At 39.2% G+C, this 21,381-nt stretch carries 10 protein-coding genes and 1 pseudogene; all 11 read right to left on the bottom strand.

Annotation, left to right across the window (positions count from 1 at the left end):
• Positions 1-224: 224 nt before the first annotated feature.
• The 11 genes and pseudogenes from QM450_RS06595 to ileS all read right to left on the bottom strand — a co-directional run bounded on the left by QM450_RS06595 (position 225) and on the right by ileS (position 21,301).
• Entirely contained in the window at positions 225-1,964 is a 1,740-nt protein-coding gene (locus tag QM450_RS06595) for an AAA family ATPase (RefSeq protein WP_414320054.1), read from the bottom strand.
• Positions 1,961-2,938 (bottom strand): hypothetical protein, encoded by a 978-nt coding sequence (locus QM450_RS06590; protein WP_414320053.1) that lies wholly within the window; start codon positions 2,936-2,938, stop codon positions 1,961-1,963. Before QM450_RS06590 ends, QM450_RS06595 begins: the two co-directional genes overlap by 4 nt.
• 144 nt (positions 2,939-3,082) lie before the next feature.
• Positions 3,083-4,921, bottom strand: a complete 1,839-nt coding sequence (uvrC, locus tag QM450_RS06585) for an excinuclease ABC subunit UvrC (RefSeq protein ID WP_414320052.1) — start codon at positions 4,919-4,921, stop codon at positions 3,083-3,085.
• A 70-nt stretch (positions 4,922-4,991) separates the two neighbouring features.
• Positions 4,992-5,693 (bottom strand): M57 family metalloprotease, encoded by a 702-nt coding sequence (locus QM450_RS06580; protein ID WP_414320051.1) that lies wholly within the window; start codon positions 5,691-5,693, stop codon positions 4,992-4,994.
• Between the two features lie 107 nt (positions 5,694-5,800).
• Positions 5,801-6,580, bottom strand: coding sequence for an alpha/beta hydrolase (locus QM450_RS06575; protein ID WP_414320050.1), 780 nt, complete (start codon positions 6,578-6,580; stop codon positions 5,801-5,803).
• Between the two features lie 65 nt (positions 6,581-6,645).
• The gene (locus QM450_RS06570) at positions 6,646-8,307 is read right to left on the bottom strand and encodes a ribonuclease J (protein ID WP_414320049.1); all 1,662 of its coding nucleotides are present in this window, start codon (positions 8,305-8,307) and stop codon (positions 6,646-6,648) included.
• 904 nt (positions 8,308-9,211) lie between these two features.
• Positions 9,212-9,904, bottom strand: a complete 693-nt coding sequence (locus QM450_RS06565; protein ID WP_414310942.1) for a phosphoglycerate mutase — start codon at positions 9,902-9,904, stop codon at positions 9,212-9,214.
• Positions 9,905-10,036: 132 nt separating this feature from the next.
• A complete protein-coding gene (locus QM450_RS06560) occupies positions 10,037-10,405 on the bottom strand; it encodes a hypothetical protein (protein WP_315640769.1) in 369 nt (122 codons plus the stop codon).
• A gap of 205 nt (positions 10,406-10,610) precedes the next feature.
• A complete protein-coding gene (locus tag QM450_RS06555; RefSeq protein ID WP_414320083.1) occupies positions 10,611-16,511 on the bottom strand; it encodes an SIALI-17 repeat-containing surface protein in 5,901 nt (1,966 codons plus the stop codon).
• 3 nt (positions 16,512-16,514) lie between these two features.
• Positions 16,515-17,543: pseudogene (locus QM450_RS06550) on the bottom strand (G5 domain-containing protein); the annotation flags it as partial.
• Positions 17,544-18,508: 965 nt separating this feature from the next.
• Positions 18,509-21,301, bottom strand: a complete 2,793-nt coding sequence (ileS, locus tag QM450_RS06545; RefSeq protein ID WP_414320048.1) for an isoleucine--tRNA ligase — start codon at positions 21,299-21,301, stop codon at positions 18,509-18,511.
• Between the last annotated feature and the right edge of the window lie 80 nt (positions 21,302-21,381).

The raw sequence follows: 21,381 nt of genomic DNA, 5'->3' as shown, positions 1-21,381 counted from the left end.
TCAGCAGATGGCTCTGCTACCTGAGCTAGTTTAAGTATTGTAGCAATCTCAGAGACCAAAACATACTCATTACATCCTTTAAAATAAACCACACAAATAGGTATTTCTCTATTCAAACAAAAAAGCTGAGTAAATATGGAGAGAGCATATATCTTAGAAGATAATACTCCGTTCTAATTTTTTAGTTATCTACTTTAATCACTCCAATATTTTAAAAATTCATATCAAATTTCCGTATCAACTGTCCTATTATTTGTTTTGACCATTTCTCTGACCTGCTGACGCTGTTCCTCATTGAGATTCAACTTCCGAAGTTCTTTTTCAATACTAAATTCTGAGGTATTGTATTTCTTATCATACATCTCTAATAATTTATTACGAAGAATAGGCTCCCTGATTAAATGAATTTCTTTTAATAGTTCTTCTTCATTTCCTTCTTGCACTTCTTCTCCATTCAGTATACTTATCATAGAATCAATCTTTGCTAAAGCAAAATCACCATAAATGTTATCGATCAAATTATCCTTCATAATTTCTTGGATATTCTTAGCGAAAGTATTTTGAAGAACTTTACCTTCTGAATATCCAGTTTCTTGATTCTTTTCAAGCATAATCACATTTCCTGGTTTAATATCTGAAAGCATGTAAGGGGAGTGGGTTGTGAAGATGAGTTGAATCCTCCTACCCTTTCCCTCGTCTTCTAATATTTCAGAAAGATTATCAATAAGAATTTTAATTAATTTTCTAGACCATTCAAGGTGCATACCTGTTTCTAATTCATCAACTAGAAGTATAATATCCTCATTATTTTTTTCGTACATCAGTAAATATGAAAAAAGTTGAGAAAATATTTCAATTAAGTTCCCTTCCCCAGTTGACATATGATAATTAGGAGTCTCTTTTACCAAAAGATAATTATTAATATTTTCATTTAAGTTAAAACATAAACTACTCATTAATTCTTTTGATTTTGTATACTGAAGTAGTCTGCTATTAAGCTTCTCAAATAAAAATCTATTATTATTGGTGTATTTTAACAAAATTGCAGAAGAATTACTATCAACTAAAGAACCATTTTCTCGGATTTCTATAAAAATATTAGCAATAGTAATTATTGATTCAACATACTCTTTTCTAATTTTCCTTGTTTCATCCTTTACTTCATTTTTATCTAATTCTTTTACTATCTCTAAAAGTAAATCAAATCCATAACTCTCATAATCAGAAACATCTTCCTTTAAGTATTTTTCACATTTAGACACTAAAGATTCAGATAATAGTTTCTTTATAAATTCATCTTCTTCATAAAAAATATTATGTATGGACTTATATATAAAAAAACCTATGGCATTTATCCCTCTTGGAATTGAGTTAGTATAATCATTTAAACCATAGGGTTCAATCTCTAATGAACAAGATAAGACTGAACTAATAATTTTACGATCGTTTAACCACAGATATGAGTTTATAAACATTGCCAATCCTTCTTGATTCAACGTTGTCCTATATCCGATAGTTCCTCCTCCCTTATTTTGCAAATTAACGTATAGGATTTTTTGAGGCTCAGAATTATCTTCTAGAATATAATTAAAACTCCTGTTTTGATTTCCATTAGCATCAACTAATAAATTATTGTAAGAAACCTTAAATCTTACTTTGTCTTCTTGTTTTCCAAGTTCAAAAAGGAAAAAATATTGATTATCAGGGTCTTGTTCGAATTTATCTGGTGAGTAATCACTAATTATGTTTAAAACTGTTGTCTTCCCAGTCCCATTTATCCCAACTATTGGTGAAATATTATAAATAGACTCTCCATAAAAGTTTTCAATATAGTCTGGATTTTTATCAACTTTAAGTTCATTCGCTTCAAAGTTAAAATCAACTTTATATTCGTCTGAAAAATTAAAAATCTGATTCTTAAAAAGCTCATTATACTGTTTAATAACCAAAGCAATTAATTTCATTCCTCTTCCCCTATTAGTCCAATTTCTTTGCTAATATCTGTAACCATTTTTGAAAGTGGTCTTTTCCCATAATTATCTTTATCTGTGTAGTGACCTGTTATAAAGCGATTAACCTCAGCCTTGCTCAATTCAAAATTTGTTTGATTTAAGATTCTTGACAAACCATCTCTATAACTCTTTGTATATACTTCTTTTTTCCAAATCAATTCATTGACTACATCAATGTGGCTCTGATATAGCTCCTCTATACCCAAAATACGAATTCCATTTTTAAAGTCAATATCATGGGAATCAATTTTGATTTTAATCTCATCGACAGACTTTGGAATGTATGTAAACTTTACATCATCGAATGGAAAACTGCTATCATAAGGACTATGTTTTAAATCCTCATTTAATTTCACATGATTGCAACTATAGCAACTAGGAATTAAATTATAAAATGAAACAGCAAACAGTGGATAGCTGTCTTTTGGAAAAAAATGGTCTAGTTGAGCAGTATTTACTACTTTAGTCTGGCCCTTAATTTCTTGTTTGCAACCCGGACATTCTTTTTCAGTCCCGTCGATTACCAATAAATCTTGATTACAGTTATTACATGTAAACACTTTATAGGTCGAGTTTATATAATTACGATTACAATACGGGCATACCGAAACGTTTTTTAAATCAATTATTTTCTTTCTCAGTTCAGAATCAATCTTGTCGTAGGATTTTTTTAGATACTCCGCTAATCTAGGTTCTTCATCTACGAAATTATCCAAGATTTCTTTAAGATTCTCTAAAAATGAATACTCACCAGTCATCATCTTTAGAAAAGCATCTTCTTCACTTGCTAGTTCTTGTACATGACTTGCTACCCAACTATTTAGATCATTTTTAAATCCAGGATAACCTTGAAAATCCATTTTTTGGTATAGTTTCTTGCATATATTCTTAACTTCAGACAGATTTGATTTTTCTATAGGTACCATAACTGACTTTCCATTATATTACAATAGACTGTTCGCAAAATCTTGATTGACATATTAATCATTCGTTTTTGCTAAGGATTCTGCAATTCTGCTTCTAGGGACATCACATTGCCATAAATACTGATAAAATTGCGATTTTATAGTTCATGATTTTCCTTCTGTTTGGTAATCTACACTATCTTCCGCTACTTGAGCCAACTCCACTTCTTCCTGAGGGTTCAACTTTCTTTGAACGACTTCTGCTACTGCTCTTGGTATACCAACTGCGACAATCTCATCCACACTGGCTTCCTTGATTTTTGTCAGAGATTTGAAATATTTCATCAAGTTCTGCTTGCGCTTTGGACCCAGACCTTCAATTCCATCCAATTGAGAGGAGAAAGAGTTTTTAGAGCGCAGTTGACGGTGGAAGGTAATCGCAAAGCGATGAACCTCATCCTGAATGCGTTGTAGGAGAAAAAATTCTTGAGAATTGCGAGACAACTCTACCACCTCAAGCGGATCTCCAAAGAGCAATTCATGGGTTTGGTGCTTATCGTTTTTTTGCAGACCTGCAATGGGAATATCTAACCCCAACTCTTCTTGAATAACCTGCTTAGCGATATTAACCTGACCTTGTCCCCCATCAATGACGATCAAATCTGGCGGTGTCAAGCCATCACGTTGAACTCGACCATAGCGTCTGCGAATAACCTCTCGCATACTGGCATAGTCATCTGGTCCAACAACTGTCTTAATCTTATACTTGCGGTAATCCTTCTTGCTCGGTTTCCCGTTAACAAAAACAACCATGGCAGAAACAGGACTAGTCCCCATGATATTGGAGTTGTCAAAGGACTCGATACGGACTGGGGTTGGAATTTGTAAGAGTCGCCCTAGATTTTCAATAGCCCCTTGAGTCTTCTCAACTGATTTTTCTAGCAGGTTAAATTTCTGCTCTAGACTAACACGCGCATTTTTGATAGCCAGACTAACCAGTTGTTTTTTCTCCCCACGTTGGGGTTTAAGAACCTTGGTATCCACCAAGGCTTTGACTGCCTCTTCATCAATATCCTGAGGAATCAAAATTTCATTAGGAACCAGATGAGATTTTTCTTGATAAAACTGCCCAACATAGGTCAAAAAATCTTCATCTGGATCATTGTAGTATGGAAAGAGATTGACATCGCGTTCAATCAGTTTACCTTGACGGACAAAGAAAACCTGAACACACATCCAACCCTTATCCACGTAGTAACCAAAGACATCGCGGTTTTGGAGATCCTTGGCCATAACCCGTTGCTTGGTCCGAAGTGTTCCAATGGCCTGAATCAGATCTCGATATTCAGCCGCACGTTCAAATTCCATACTCTGAGCTGCCACATTCATCTTTTCCTTGAGATCATCAATGATTTTGTCATCCTGCCCCTTGAGAAAATCAGAGACCTCTTGGGCCATGGCTTTGAAATAAACCTCGTCTTTCTTACAGATGGTGTGAGCCACGCACTGCCCGATATGGTAATAAAAACAGACCTTAGACGGTGGATTAGTACACTTACGAAAAGGAAAAATCCGATCCAGTAGTCGCTTGATTTCATTAGCTGCGCCCACATCAGGATAGGGACCAAAATAAAGACCACCGTCTTTCTTGACCTGACGGGTGATAATCAAGCGAGGATAGCGCTCATTGGTAATTTTGATGAAAGGATAGGACTTGTCGTCCTTGAGCATGATATTGTATTTAGGCTTATTTTCCTTAATCAAGTTGATTTCCAGAAGGAGAGCCTCAATATTAGACTCCGTGACAATAAACTCAAAGTCCACAATTTCAGAAACTAGGGCTTCTGTTTTTGTATCATGACTTCCACGGAAATAAGACCGTACACGATTGCGTAGATTTTTGGCCTTTCCTACATAGATAATCGTACCGTTTTTATCCTTGTGAATGTAACAACCAGGGCTGGTCGGCAAGAGCTCTAGTTTTGATTTAATCAAGTTATTCATAGTTCCATTATAGCAAAAAGCCCCCTGCATTGCTTACATCAAGGAGCTCTATTTTTCGTTTGAAAATCACTTATTCTCCAGACTCATAAAGTTCTTGAACTGCTTGAACATCTTGAGCCTGAATACCATAATAAGAACCTGCTGGTTGCATGACTGACACTTCATTGGTATGTTCTAAACCAATGGCATGTCCTAACTCATGCTCTGCCGTATGCAAAATGCGATCATAGGTATAGCCATAGTTTGGATTAGATAGATAATAATGATTCAAACGAACTGTTACTGAAGTAAATTGTTTAGTAAGGAGATTTGTCTGACTCTCCGCCTCACCGGCAACAGATGTGGAACCATCATTCATTTCAGTCGCAAAAATAGTTGCTTGGTCAGGTTCTGTCACAACTACAAAATTAAAAGCACCGGTCTGATTCCAGTTAGCAATAGCCTCAGCGTAGGTCTTTTGGAAGGTTGCATCCATTTGGGAATCAATATAAATTGTCGCCTGTGCTTGGGGCCATTTTACTCCTGAATCTTGATGATGGTCGGCCTGAGACAAACCTTGCAACTTACCAGTTTCTTGCCATTGATGCCATCCTGCTTGACCAACTTGAACAAGTTGCCCCACTTGATTGAAGACACCAGATAAATCCCCTGTCATATACCAGAGAATCCCTAAAGCAATGAGAATTAAGACCACAAGAGTCCACACAAGGCGCCAGAACATGCGCCAAATCCCTAGTAACAATCGACATAGAACACGAATAATCCAGAACATGATTTCCCGCCTTTCTAAAAAAAATAAGAATCCACCTTTAAACCATGGATTCCCATTCTAAAGATAGATTCCTTATTTTACTCGAGTAAACTGAAAGAAAACTAAAACTAAGACAAGCGTTCTTCCAAAACAAAATCAATCGGCAGTGTAGCCAAAAATCGTTCCAATTGTTTTTCCCAATAATACCATTCATGAGTTCCTGCACTATGGCTATAGGTCACATCAAAACCAAGCCTTTTGAGGTTCTTCACCGCTAGGTTATTGGCAGCATACAAGAAATCTTGCTCACCACACCAAACCCAGAGTTTGGTCTTCTTATCTGATTTTTTAGCCAAACTTTCTAGAGAGTAAGAACTAGCTGTCCAATCTTTAATCTCCCCAAACACACCTCTCCAGTATGCTTGTGTTCCCAAATTTTGGCTCTCAGGAGAAAACTCCTCGAAGCTAAGAGCCCCAGAAAGACTAGCTGCATGTGAGAAACGGTTGGTTGATAGCGCCAACTTGAAGGAACCGTAGCCTCCCATTGAAAGGCCAGCGATAAAAGTCTTTTCACGCTTGCTAGTCATATTAGGGAAGAAGCGTTTGAGCACTTTAGGCAGTTCTTCTGCTAGAGCTGTATAGTAGTTATAGCCATACTGAGTATCTGTATACCAACCGTTACTTGTATTAGGCATGACAACAATCAGATTGGTCCCTCGCACCAAGCGCTCTACATTGGTCCGTTTGAGCCAACTGTTGTGATTCCCTGACATCCCATGAAGGAGATAAAGAACAGGAATATCTGTAGAATCTGGCTCCTCAACCCGAGACGCATCAGGGTAGAGAACATTCACTCCCCACTCCATATCTAAAACTTCTGAGTAATACTCAATCTTCATTACTGCCATAACTTGCTCCTTATTCATTTAAGATAAGAAAAAGCCGAAACTCGACTTTATCTTGTTATTTGATCCTATTTTGCTTCCATGACTACTGGTAAAATAGCTGGGCGACGCTTGGTTTGGTCAAAGAGGAACTTGGCCAAATGATCACGTACCTTACCTTTGAGTTCTGCCCAATCAAACTCTTCACCTTGTAGATAGTTTTCTACTGTTTGATTGACTAACTCTGTACTTTCGCGCAAGATATCACGGCTCTTCTTGAGATAGACAAATCCACGCGTGTGCACTCGAGCTTTAGCAATGATTTTTTTCTCACGACGGTTAACAGTGATAGCCACGATGAAAATCCCATCTTCTGACAAGACCTTACGGTCACGAAGGACGACATTCCCAACATCTCCGATAGCATTCCCGTCAATCAAAACATCGCCTGCTGTAACTGCACCAGATGGAACAAAGTCCCCATGCTCGTAAGACATAGTAGTCCCTTTTTTAGGGATAAAAATACGTTCTGGTAGCATACCAACTGCCATAGCAGCCTTAGCATGGGCATCCAACTCACGGTATTCTCCTTGGATTGGGAAGAGATACTGAGGTTGCAAGAGATTGATCATCAATTGCAAATCACGCGCATTCCCATGTCCTGACACACGCAAGCTATGAGTAATTGGCTTGACAACTCCACCTGCTTGGTAGACCATATTTTCTACACGTGCCATAACCGCTTCCTTGGCGATTGATGGTGTTGTAACGATATAAACTAGGTCACCTTCTTTGATTTCAACATAACGGTGACGGCCGATAGACATCTTGCGTAGGCCGTTAATTGGTTCACCCATACGGCCAGTTTCAAGAATGATCAACTCATGATCTTCAAAACGCGACATATCTTTTGGTTTAATCAAAAGATTTTCACTTGCTAAAGACAATTTTTTCAGACGAATAGCTGTACGGACGATATTTTCAATATCGAATCCTGTCAAGACAACACGGCGTCCTGTCTCCGCAGCTGCATCAAAAACCTGCTGAATGCGAGAAAGGTTACTTGCAACCGCAGCGACAATGATACGTCCATCCCAGTCAGAGACGGTTTGCGTGATTTCTACACCAACTTCATTTTCACTGGCTACTTGGATATTGCTATCTGCATTGGCCGAATCACTTAGAAGAGCCAGGACTCCTTCACGACCAATTTCGGCTAAACGTCCAAAGTCAGTGGCATATGATTCACTAGCTGTTTGGTCAAACTTGAAATCTCCTGTGTAAACAACATTTCCTTCAGAAGTTTTCAAAACAACACCCAAACTTTCTGGGATAGAGTGGGTTGTACGGAAGAAGGACACAACAGTCCCACCAAAATCAATCTCTGTATTTTCATCAATCACATGGAAATCATCAAATTTCTTGACGCTGTCATTTCCCTTAACAAAGAGTTTAGCCAGTTCGATAGTCAACTCTGAGCCAAATACAGGAACCTTAGCTTCTGCCAAGAGATAAGGAAGGGCGCCAATCGCATCCGCATGTCCGTGTGTTAAGAAAACCCCAGCAATACGGTCGCTATTTTCAAACAAATAGTCCATATTTGGAATAACGACATCGACACCCAACTGTTCATTCTCAGGATATTTCAAACCTGCGTCCAATACAAAAATCGAGTCGTTAATTTCTGCGATGTACATGTTTTTACCATTTTCACGCACACCTCCAAGTGTTGTTAATTTAATAGTATTCATTTTTCCTCCGAATAGTCACTTCAACTGTTTATAGAGCTTTAAATACTCTCTTTTTCTGAAAGTCCAATTCACTTTCAGCCGAATCTTTTCCATTTATTATACCATTTTTTTACTAATTTTCAAAATGAATCTCACAGATAATGGAGGAGAGTTTGCTGGTAAAAAACAGGAATGACCTGAATCCTAAATGTTAGATTTTTCTTGGCTGCTGGTCAGCATTATATGGCTTTAAAAATGAATGAGCACTTATACCCTTTCTACTTCAGGAAATCAAAAACAAGTGAACGGCATATTAGCAAAGGCTTTTAAAATTGACCAATCCGAGTATACTATCTCTCATAGCTACCAAGGACGGTAATAGCACCATGATTTTTATCATCAATTTTTAATAACAAGGATTGTCATAAATGAAAAGAACACGATGATGCCCTTCTTTAGTATTTGGAAATGGGATCTCGTTCTAAGGTTATGAGAAAATGTTTAATCCTCTGAACCGAATGTGACATGAAATTGTAAACAATATTGATTATTATAGTGGATTAAAATAAGATATGAACAAAGAAATTAGGAAAGTCAAATAAATTTCTATAAATATTTTAGAATCCGTAGCCTACTATTCTAGGTTCAATCCACTATACTTAAATACTCAATGAAAATCAAAGAGCAAACTAGGAAGCTAGCCGCAGGTTGCTCAAAACACCGTTTTGAGGTTGTGGATATAACTGACGAAGTCAGTAACACATATACGGTAAGGCGACGCTGACGTGGTTTGAAGAGATTTTCGAAGAGTATAAAATCAAACTAAAAGGACTCAGCTCTGTGCAAGACAGAACTAAATCCTTTGCTTAAATTATTTGTGTAACTTTTTGAGATCGATATAAATCAATCCTAGACTTACAATTTTTTATTTACCAAGGTAGTATTCAGAAACTACGTTCAATTTTTCGTCGAATTCGAATACCAATGGTGGGAAGTTAGGGATTTCCACGTCCATAATTTCGTCGTCTGACAAACCTTTGATGTGTTTTACAAGGGCACGGATTGAGTTACCGTGAGCTCCTACGAATACGTTTTTACCATCTTTAAGTGCTGGAGCGATTTTGTCTTCCCAGAATGGAAGGGCACGTTCCAAAGTCACTTTCAAGTTTTCAGCATCTGGAATGACTGAATCGTCAAGTGAAGCGTAACGACGGTCAGTATGTGCTGAGTATTCGTCATCATGAGGCATTGCAGGAGGCAATACATCGTATGAACGACGCCAGATGTGAACTTGCTCATCACCAAATTGTTCAGCTGCTTCAGCTTTGTTTTTACCAGTCAAACCACCGTAGTGACGTTCGTTCAAGCGCCATGATTTTTCAACTGGAACCCACAATTGGTCAGAAGCTTCAAGAGCCAAGTTAGTTGTTTTGATCGCACGTTTCAATACTGAAGTGTAAGCTTGGTCAAATTCGATACCAGCTTCTTTGATCAATTTACCAGCGTCAATCGCTTGTTGTGTACCTTTTTCAGACAAATCAACATCAGCCCAACCAGTGAAAAGGTTAGCTTTGTTCCATTCAGACTCACCGTGGCGAGCAAAAACCAATTTTACCATTTGATGGATACTCCTTTTATTTTCCGAGGTTTCCCTCGTTTATCTATTCTATTTTACACAATTTTTCACAAAAAAGCTAGTCAAAATCGACTAAAAAGAGAAGAGGTGACCTCCCCTTCTCTCAATAAACAACTATTCTTGAACTTGAAATTGTTTCAAGCTTGTCAGGAATAGGGCACCACCGATGACAATGACAATGCCACCAATCCAGCCTAAAAATGGAATCAATCCGACTACAGAACCTACGATTAACAAAACAGATGGTGCCATTGACATGCGCTTATCATCCTTATAGTAGATTAGAGAGAGAATTCCAAGAATGAGAGTTGCGATTTTTACTAAGGTAAAAACAATGAAGATAATCGCTAAAACTACTCCTGCAAAATCTTCATTCGCAAAAATAGATGCAACCATTAATATTACGACTGGCAAAATTGCCAAGAGCGAGCCTGCAATAGTCCCAATAATTCCAGAAATTTGCGCTAGTGTTTTTGTCTTCATAAATGTCTCCTTCAAATTGTAATAATTGTTATTCTACCATATTTTAGGTTAAATTCAAAGCTCTTCCAAGTAGACCACAATATCATCAGCGACACTTTATTTTCCTTTACTCATATATTCTTTTTTTATATGAATTTCCAGAGTAAAAATCCCTAAGCCTTTTTAGACTTAGGGATAATGCTACTTACCAAAATAATACTGTGGCTTATTTGGTAAAGATAGACTGACGGAAGTCATCCGTTGTACGAAGATAAGCATTATAAATCTTTTTCTTCAGTAAGTTAACCCAGCTAGCTTCGACGCGGCTTGTAGCATTGTCAATATTACGAACATCCTCTGCTGTCGCCTCATCCATTAGCTTTTGCATATCTTTATAAGATCGAATAGTTACTTGCTTCGTACTATTTGGGTTTCTGAGTTCATACTCAATGGTGATCGGCTTCAATTTTGTCAATTGGTCAATCCGTTCTTGGTACATGGCCTTCTTAAAGGCTGCCCAAGAGTCATACTCACCTTTGAAGACATTTTCCAAAACCTTCTGATCTGTCACTAGACCAACATCTCTTCCGAGCCATCCATCCCAAGTTGTACTGCCCTCTTTCAGAGCTTCTTCTGACAACTTACCAGATACATATGGGACAAATCCTTCATGATAGCCCTTAGCTGCCAGCAACTCATAGGCTGTACGACGGAACATAACATCACCTGGAGCACCAGTTGGATTGCTAAGTGCTGAATAAATTGGAGAGAACAGACTGAGACTGAGATAACCATTTCGTCCATACTTGCCACTATCCTTGTTTTCGCGTCGAGTAATGACATCATTGTCAATCAAGGATTCAAAGGTTTTTAGTTTCTTAATCTCTTCAGCAGTGAAGGTCCGTGTCTGGTTACCAGCATGGGTTTGTTTGCCATACTTATCAGTAATGTAGTAGTTTTCCATTTTTCTAAACCACTTCATTTTAGCTTCATCTGTTTGCTTCAGGATAGAGCTTGCTTCTAGGTAATCCAGCGTATAGATCATATCAAACATACCATGAACATAGTCTTTTAGATCTGCTGCATTCTGAACGCGCTCTTTAAAGTTATAAGTATGGAGACGTGTCTTCGAATCCTTATCAACCTTGAATAGAGTATTGAGGGTGATTGTCGCTTCATCTGGGCTAGGTGTAGATTGCAAAAGACCACGAGCGTAAAGTTCTGCCCCTAGACCTTCACGACGACCAAAGCCTTCAAAATAAATGGCTCCATCAGAGTTGTGTGTCATCTCGTGTGTATAAACAGAGTTTCCATAATCTTCTAGCAGACGAGCATTATCAAAATGGGTCACACTTCCTGTTGCGTAAGCATTATAGCCCTTGCTTGGATACCACTTACCAGCTGGTCCAAAGAATTCCTGCATTGCAGTGGATTGCTTGTCATTTGGTTGAGCCCAATATCTTTGACCATTCTTATCTTTTAGAGCAAAACCATCATAAACCAAGACAGAACGGAAGAGTTTATCCTTGCTTTCATCACTTAAAATCTTGTACCAAAAATCGTAATGGTCTCTCTGCCATTCAGCTGACTTTCTCACTCGATCTTCAACATAGCTAGCAAGTTCTGCATCTGTACGGACCTTCCCATCAACAATATCTCGGTAACGATCATAAGCTCCCATAGAGATGGTAGACATATTGGAAATGATGTAGACACCCTTTTCAGTCATGGTCAAAAGTGGTAGCAACATTCCCTTATGTTCCCAGTTGTCAGATGTAATCTTATCATAAACTCCGACAGAGTACTTACTCTTATCGTTTGCATTGTCTTGGAGAGCCTTAGCTTCTGCAATGTCCGACTTAGCCTCGATAATATATGCTTTTGTATTATCCTTAAGCCATTCGTTATTAGTCTTATACGGCAAGAAAAGATTTCGGTAACTTTCAAGATAATTGAATAAACCTCGCTTACCAGTTGCCTCTGACAAGGAAGTATCATAGGTTTGATAAGTATTTTTGGCTTTGAGATTTTCAAAACCAGAGCGACCTAAGGCAATGATCGTGTCTAGTGTAGACGCATCGTTATTACCAAAGAAATCAAACTTATAGGCAGATAAATCTTTAACATTGATGGTGTCGTAATTGATGTTATACCAACGATTCAGGTAGGTTAAACCTATTAGAAAGGCCTCTTTATTATCGGTAATTTTCTTAGCGATATAATCAGCTACTACAGTTCCCTCGGTATTGATGGACTTGTCCATAGCCAGAACCTTACGTAACTCCTCAGATAAGTTAGCTTTAACTTGAGCAAAGGCTTTATCCAAATAAAGATCATCCAGAGATGTTTCTGCATTTATACCTAAGACCGTTCTCACAGCAGCTGAATCTAAAACTACCTTATTCAACTCTGGTAAAACTTTGGTGAGAATCTTGCTATAGTCAGATAGGAAGGCTTCCGGAGTATAGAGAAGATTCAAGTCCTTGATGGTATATTCTGCTATAGCCTTATTTTTAAAGTCTCCCTTATAGGTAACTTCTAGATACTGAATGGTATTGTCTTCGTAATGAAGCATGAGACGATTGATGCCTGTCTTATTTCCATGAATATCTGTGATGATCTGCTGATCTTTCATCGGAACTACATCGAGCAAATAGCTGGTGTTGAGCTTATGATCCTCCGCTAGCTTATTGGCATAAGCTACGATTGTTTCCTTATTATAGAATGGCAGGAGTTTTTCCATGTTTAAATAAGCTATAGCACGGTTACTGTCTACTTTCTTCGCCTTACTATAATCTACTGCATAGAGGTTCAGATTGGTGTCGTCCAGGCTTGTCGTGATTCCAAACTCTCCTAGCTTGTCTTGGGCTTGTTCAAGACTAAGCTTAGAGTTAGCAAATGGATCTTCTGCTAGAGTTTCAATTCCTTCGACTGCATAGGCATTGGTGATACGGTCATTTTTATAACCTTGATCACCAGAAATACTATAAACTCTTGATCCACTAACGTTACTCAAGACGTTGTCAATCAAACCATTGTAGTAATTTGAACCAACTACTCCACCAATTTGGCCATTCTTGGTTGAGTTCTGAATTTTCCCTGATGCATAGGAATTTGTGATGCGAGCATTTGCTTCCAAGCGCCCAACTAAACCACCAAAGCGTTGCTCATTAGTCTTGGCACTCGCTAAAATCGTAACATCTGCTCTACTTTGTGTCAGTAGGGAAGCATTTCCTTTCAGATTTGCGACCAATCCTCCTACATTATAGGCCTTGCTTTGCTTATCGTTAGTCTGGATAGTGCCTGTAAAGGAACTATTTGTGATTTGCGTGTTAGTTGCAACAACCACTAGCCCCGCAACCTGACTGGCATTTCCTACAACAGCTACTCGACCTTGAGCAGAGACATCTTGAATGTGAGCATTTTCCGCAGAACGGGCCAAGCTTGCAGAATCATAAGTCCCAACAATATTGACATCCTTCAAATCGATATTTGTAATCCTTGCACCACTCTTGAGATTCTCAAACAAAGGCTTGGCTAGGTTGTAAATAGCATACTGTTTACCATTATGACTACCTGTAAGACTACCTGTAAAGTTATTTCGTAGATAAACATAATCGCTTGGTGCTAAGCTTACTTCACTAGCATCTAAATCAGCTCCTAGCACATAGCTTCCTGCCATGTTGCTCTTCATCGCTTCTAACAGACTTGCAAAACTAGTATAAACACCTTGCTGATTTGAATGAGACTTGCTGATGTAGAAGTCATATCCTGTTTTATAACCTGTTTCACTTTCTTGGACGAGCTCAGGCAGAGAGACAGTGACCTTATAAACTTCCCTACCATCTTTAGTGCTTTCGGCAATACTCTGAACTGGCAGAAGCATTTCTTTCGACTCAGCAGACTTAACTTTGACAAAGTAATTTGACAAATCGCTTGGAACTGCGTTCATAGAAATCAAGCGTTTATACTGATCATTTTCCTTGCTGTAGAATTCAACGGATTCTACATTTCGGATAGAAATTTTCTTATACTCGAGTTCAAATTGACGACTGTCCTTTTCAAAGTCTGTAACCTGACCTTGATCTAATTCGTAGGTTAATTTTGTCTTCAAAGTATAATCTGTATAATGATCCAAATCACCAATCTTGAGACTGCCTGCAAAATTCGTAATCGGAAGTGAGCGTACAAGCTGGTCACCTTCATATAATTCTGCTGTAGCTGTCCGTAATGATTGAGTTTCATCAGTCAGGTTGTACTGAACCGTAACAGAACGATCTTCTGGATTTTCTGTAAGACTGAGGATACTTAGATTTGGTCTAACTTTTGCAACTCCATTTAGAGCCGTTCTGGCTGCTGTCAAGTTCGCCAAGGCTTGATCAACTTGAACTTGGCTAGCTAGTCGATTTGCTAAAACTGTCTCTGCATTTGCAAATTCTCTTGTAAAGTTTGTTTTTTTATCTGAGTCAGCATTTTTGTATTTGAAGCTATCCTGGATGTCTTGACTTTCTCGGTATTCTGTTTGTAAAGCTACCTTAGTGACATCTGGGCCCTGTAATTGCTCTTTCGCATTCTCAATGCTTGCAACTGCTTGGTTGACTTGATCTTGACTAGCTTCTGATTGTTTCAATAATTCTTGACCTATAAGGAGTGCCGAATCGTAACTAGTTTGGCGAGTTAAGATATCGTTAAAATAACGTGCCTGTGATTTAACTTGCTCTGCTTCTGACAATAGATTGTAGAGAGGAATTAAATCAAATTCATCCAATGCTTCAACCTTTGGAGCATCATTTGGAATCATAAACGGACTTGCTGTTCCAATCTTAACAATTTGAGTCACTGGTGGCAAGGTTTCTTCATTAGATAATTCTTGACGATCCAATTCTTGGTTATTTGAATAATAGACTCTTGTTCTAATCGTACGCTCGCCTTCCACTCCAGGAACACTTACAATACGTGAATCCTTGACCAACTCATCAGTATACTGCTCCTCAATCTTAAAGGCTACTTTTTCAACTCTCGTTTCATCTACATAGCTAAGCTCTAACTCAGGAAGGTCAAAACTTGGTGTAGGCTCTGTGCCAGCTGTGCCGACTGGGTCTGTATACTCTGGTAATTCATAAACTGGGGCTGGACCGTCGCCTGCTGTGCCTACTGATTCTGTATACTCTGGTAATTCATGAACAGGGGCTGGATCGTCGCCTGCTGTGCCTACTGAATCTGTGTAGCCTGGAACGTCGTGAACTGGAGCGGGTTCGTCACCTGCTGTGCCGACAGGGGATGTATACTCTGGCAAGTCATGAACCGGAGCAGGTTCGTCACCTGCTGTGCCGACTGAATCTGTATATTCTGGGATTTCGTGAACTAGAGCTGGTTCAGCACCTGCTGTGCCGACTGGGTCTGTATATTCTGGGACTTCGTGAACGAGAGCGGGTTCTGTACCTGCTGTACCTACAGAATCTGCATATTCTGGAACTTCGTGAACTGGAGCGGGTTCGTCACCTGCTGTGCCGACTGGATCTGGGTACTCGGGAACCTCATAAACCAGGGCGGGATCTGCACCTACTGTGCCGACTGATTCTATATATTCAGGGACTTCGTGAACTGGAGCGGGTTCGTAACCAGATGTACCGATTAATTCTGTATACTCGGGAACGTCGTGAACTAGGGCTGGTTCTTCGCCAGTTGTGCCGACTGATTCTGTGTACTCGGGAACCTCATGAACTGGGGTAGGCTCTACACCAGATGTTCCTACTGATTCTGTATACTCGGGAATTTCGTAAACTGGGGCTGGGGCGTCGCCTGCTGTGCCGACTGGATCTGTATACTCGGGAATGTCGTGAACGAGGGCTGAGGCGTCACCAGCTGTACCTACTGATCCTGTATACTCGGGAACGTCATGTACCGGAGCGGGTTCGTAACCTGCTGTACCTACCGAAGCTGTGTACTCGGGAACGTCATGTACCGGAACAGGTTCTGTACCTACCGTCCCTACTGATTCTGTATATTCTGGGACTTCGTGAACGGGGGCTGGGGCATCACCTGATGTACCTACCGAAGCTGTATATTCTGGAACGTCGTGAACAGGAGATTCTTTAAGCAATTGATTACTTTCTGCTGTGCCCACCAGAATAATCTCTGAAATAGGTTGGACTGTCACTTGATCAGACACCAACTCAGATTTTATCACCTTCTGATTAGCACTGTAACGACGAGTAATCACTGTACGTTCCCCTGGTACACCCACCTGAATGGTCTTTGTTTGACCCTTAACAAGATTATCCGAATAGCGATATTCTGTCTGATAAGCAACGACTTGTGTTTGAATTTCATCTTGACTAGATAATTGTAACTCAGAGCGATCAGAAATTGAGCTTCCCGACGGCACTCGGTTTGCTCCATTGACAAGCTCCAGTTTTTTATCTGTCGACTTCTCTGAACTATCTGCTTTTGATACTGCCACCGCTTTGTCATTTTCAGAACCGTCCACTGATTGATTCACAGTCTGATTAGCTTTATGCTTAGATTCTTCACCTTGCTCCAGAGAATTTTTCAAAATAGCCTGACTCTTCAGATAACCAATATATTCAAAATCTTCAATATCCAAAGGTTGAGGTAGTTGCTCTCCTAGCCCCAAATTTAAAAGCTGATTATAAGCAGCTAGCTCAATATTTGTAACTGCAAGTATTGAAGGAGAAAGAAGAATGGATCCTAGTCCAGTCACCAATAAAATCGAAGATAGATATCTTTTACCGTTTTTCCCCTTAGAAATTACCAAGACCGCAAGAACAATACCAGCTGTTGCAAAGATTGCTTCCCATATACCGGAGTAGCCAGTACTTGGTAAGTTTCCTATCAATCTTCCTTCTTTTTTAGGACGATAAACCAAGTAGTATGCATCTGTACTTTCCTCTACAAATTTTGGAAGTTCCTTAACAACCATCGCCTTTTCAGCATCTGTCAATTCTGATTCCATAACATACTTATACTGAATCTGAACAGTTTGATTCGCTAGTAACTCTGCTGCTTCAACAGAGTGTGAACTAGTCCCAACTGCAGAACCCAAAAAGAAGCTTCCGATAGTCGCTGATATCAGACCTACTGATAACTTTCTAAAAGAAAAACGCTGGCGCTTTTCTCCGTAAAATTGATGTTTCATCACTTAATTTTTTCCTTTATAATAAAATATTAAATCCTTTCTATTTTACCTAATTTTTCGCCAATATACAAGCCTTTTGCTTGCTGCTTGAAATTATTTAATATAACATATTAGCAATAAAATCCTCATCATTGTGCACTCTTTTCCAAGCATTTCCAACTTCTATAAATTCAATTCCAATCTATAACAGTTTATTTGAAAATAAGAAAATAGGATGCATGAAGAAGGGGACCGCTCATAAGATGAAGTATTCTAAATGGTCTATCTTTTCAAAAGTACAAAAAAGAATGAGCAAAAATATAATTTTATAGCAAAATGAAGCAAATTTTTCCACAGTAAACCCACTACAGTTGACAAACGTAAAAAACAATCTCCAACAGCTTCAACCAAGCTACATTCGAATACATCTATACATCGTCTCATCGGGGAATACATTACTTCATTACACTTCTCCCAAAAAATCTATAAAGTTATTTATGTCGTATTTTGTAATACCTTATTTCAAAAATACCAAATAAGGTGTAAGTTTTTCATGCTCTTTTATAGATCAATAAGTGTTAAAAATAAGACTGTAACCTCAGAATAGCTACTATCTTGTCTCATGTTTTTCTTCAAGCCTTGATAGATTTTGAAAATGGTATAAAAGACTTTGATTATAAACAATGACATAAGAAAAACGTAACCGCCTAATAACGAAGTATATTGGGCAGTTACGATTGAAATAAGATATGAACAAAGAGTTTAGGAAAGTCAAAATAATTTCTAAAAATGTTTTAGAATCCATAGCCTACTATTCTGGGTTCAATCCACTATACAAAAAAGATACTTGGTAAAAATGTCATTACAAGAAAAAACGCATAATACCAGACTTGCAAAAGTCTTGATAGTATGCGTTTAATGTTAGAGAGCGCTATTGGCCTTTCTTTTCAAATTAACCTTTGGGCTACCCTCGCCATTTTTTACTTTTATTTTACTTCAAATCCTTCTGCGACTGCATCCGCAAAGTTTTCTTCTACGATGCTTGCACAGTGGTCACAGATGACTGCGTGATAGCTACGTTCTGCTGTTGTTGGGTCGATACGACGGCAACGGTCACATACTTCACCTGCAGCGCGTTCAACAGTGAAGGCTACATCTTCAAAACTTACAGCGTTCTCTGGAGCTGGTCCTTCTGCGATAGTCAATTCTGATACAATCAAAAGCTGAGCGACATTGCTATTTACTGCTACGAGTAGAGTTTTCACTACTTCGTTTGGATAAACAGCCAAGTGAGCTTCAAGTGATTTACCGATTACTTTGGCATTACGAGCTTCTTCCAAGGCTTTTTGAGCTTGTCCGCGGAAGTCCATGAAGGCTGCCCAAGTATCCAAAATTTCCTCTTGATTAGCAAATGTCTCTGCTTCTGGCAATTCTGACAATTGAACAAAGTCTTCTGCTTCAAACTCAAGGTATGACCAGATTTCTTCCGCAGTGTGAGGAAGGATTGGTGTCAAGAGTTTGGTGATTTTGACAAGAATGTCATAGAAGACAGTCTGCATTTGACGACGTTCCAATGATTTGGCACCTTCGATATAGACAACATCTTTGGCAAAATCAAGGTAAAAGGCTGACAAGTCAACGTTGATAAAGTTCACCAAGGCCTTGTAGATTGTCAAGAATTCAAAGTCCGCATAGGCATCACGAATCGTCTTAACAAGCTGATTAAAGCGAATGGTCATGTACTTATCAACTGAACGAAGCTCATCGTAAGCTACTGCGTCTTGAGCCGGGTTAAAGTCAGATGTATTAGCAATCAAGAAACGAAGGGTGTTACGGATCTTACGGTAAGTTTCAGAGACTTGGCTCAAGATATCCATAGAGATACGTACGTCGTTACTTGAGTCAACACTTGTTACCCAGAGACGCAAGATTTCCGCACCAAATTGTTTTTCAACATCGCTTGGAGCAATAGTATTTCCAAGAGATTTAGACATCTTTTCACCTTTACCATCAAGGGCAAAACCTTGTGACAAGATTTGTTTGTAAGGCGCTACGCCATGGTTAGCAACAGATGTGATGAGTGAAGAGTTGAACCAACCACGGTATTGGTCAGAACCTTCAAGGTAAAGATCTGCTGGGTAAGTCAACTCAGGACGGTTTACTACAACTCCATTCCATGAAGAACCTGAGTCAAACCAAACGTCCATGATATCTGTTTCTTTCTTGAACTCACCATTTGGAGAACCTGGATGAGTAAATCCTTCTGGCAAGAGGTCTTTAGCATCACGTTCCCACCAGATGATTGAACCATGCTCTTCAAAGAGTTGAGCTACATGTTCAATCGTTTCAGCTGTCATGATTGGTGTGCCATCTTCTGCGTAGAAGATTGGAAGAGGAACTCCCCAAGCACGTTGACGAGAGATAACCCAGTCACCACGGTCACGGATCATGTTGTAAAGACGGACTTTACCCCATTCTGAATGGAATTTCACTTTTTCGATTTCATCCAAGATATCTTGACGGAATTTTGATACTGAAGCAAACCATTGTGGAACTGCACGCCAGATGATTGGTTTTTTCGTACGCCAGTCAAATGGGTATGAGTGAGAGATTTCTTCTTGAGCAAGAAGTAAATCACCAAGTTTTTCGATAACCGTTGGAACAACCTTATCATAGAATTGGCCTTCAAACTCAGCACCAGCATTAGCCATCATGATACCGCGTTCGTTAACAGTCACGGCAACTTCTAGACCATTAGCAACACCGACATTGTAGTCATCCTCACCAAAACCTGGGGCTGTATGGACGATACCAGTACCAGAGTCTGTTGTAACGTGGTCACCAAGGATAACGAGTTCATCTACTGCAGTATCCCATGGGTGCTCTGTCACGATATGGTTCAATTCTTGACCACGGTAAGTCGCCAAAACTTGAACATCCGCCCAACCAAATTTTTCAGATAAGCTGCTCAATAATTCAGCAGCAACCACAAACTTACGAGCTTCACCAGCAGGTTGAACCAAAACGTAATCAATATCCGCACCAACAGTCAAACCACGAGAAGCAGTGATAGTAAATGGAGTTGTTGTCCAAACAACGATGTAAGTATCAGTGTCTAGGACACCTTTGCCATCTTTTACTTTGTTGGCATAGTAAAGGGAAGTTGAAAGTAAATCATGGTATTCAATTTCTGCTTCAGCAAGAGCTGACTCAGATGACCATGACCAGTAAACTGGCTTAGCACCACGGTAGATGTAGCCCTTGTTAGCCATCTCACCGAAGACACGGATTTGGGCTGCTTCATAGTCAGGAGTCAAAGTCACATATGGATTTTCCCAGTCACCAGAAACACCCAAACGCTTGAAGTCTTCGCGTTGTTTATCTACTTGAGAAAGAGCGTATTCACGACAAAGTTTCAAGTATTCAACCAAATCCATCTCTTTGCGTTTGACACCTTGTTTTGCCAAGACTTGCTCTATTGGCAGACCATGTGTATCCCAACCTGGGATGTATGGTGCGTAAAAACCTGACATAGATTTCGAACGAACAATGATATCTTTTGAAATCTTGTTCATAGCATGACCAACGTGGATATTTCCGTTAGCGTACGGAGGCCCATCATGAAGAGTGAAGTGAGGTTTCCCTTCATTCAACTCTTGACGACGTTGATACAATTTTGCTTCTTCCCACTCTTTTTGCCATACTGGCTCTTTGGTTGGAAGTCCTGCACGCATAGGGAAATCTGTTTTCCCTAGATTTAAAGTTTCTTTGAGTTTCATGATATCTCCTTTATGATATAGACAAAATAAAAACCACGACTCGCTAAAAAGGACGAAAATCGTGGTACCACCTTTGTTCG

The organism is Streptococcus infantis, from assembly GCF_047464615.1.
In the GTDB taxonomy this organism is placed as follows: Bacteria; Bacillota; Bacilli; order Lactobacillales; family Streptococcaceae; genus Streptococcus; species Streptococcus infantis_Y.
The sequence above is the reverse complement of the archived record's forward strand: the minus strand, read 5'-3'. Positions and strand labels throughout refer to the sequence as shown.

Bases quoted from the DNA above. Each gene is read 5' to 3' on its own strand.
- QM450_RS06595 (WP_414320054.1), bottom strand. From the start codon at position 1,964: ATGAAATTAATTGCTTTGGTTATTAAACAGTATAATGAGCTTTTTAAG.
- QM450_RS06590 (WP_414320053.1), bottom strand. From the start codon at position 2,938: ATGGTACCTATAGAAAAATCAAATCTGTCTGAAGTTAAGAATATATGC.
- uvrC (WP_414320052.1), bottom strand. From the start codon at position 4,921: ATGAATAACTTGATTAAATCAAAACTAGAGCTCTTGCCGACCAGCCCT.
- QM450_RS06580 (WP_414320051.1), bottom strand. From the start codon at position 5,693: ATGTTCTGGATTATTCGTGTTCTATGTCGATTGTTACTAGGGATTTGG.
- QM450_RS06575 (WP_414320050.1), bottom strand. From the start codon at position 6,580: ATGGCAGTAATGAAGATTGAGTATTACTCAGAAGTTTTAGATATGGAG.
- QM450_RS06570 (WP_414320049.1), bottom strand. From the start codon at position 8,307: ATGAATACTATTAAATTAACAACACTTGGAGGTGTGCGTGAAAATGGT.
- QM450_RS06565 (WP_414310942.1), bottom strand. From the start codon at position 9,904: ATGGTAAAATTGGTTTTTGCTCGCCACGGTGAGTCTGAATGGAACAAA.
- QM450_RS06560 (WP_315640769.1), bottom strand. From the start codon at position 10,405: ATGAAGACAAAAACACTAGCGCAAATTTCTGGAATTATTGGGACTATT.
- ileS (WP_414320048.1), bottom strand. From the start codon at position 21,301: ATGAAACTCAAAGAAACTTTAAATCTAGGGAAAACAGATTTCCCTATG.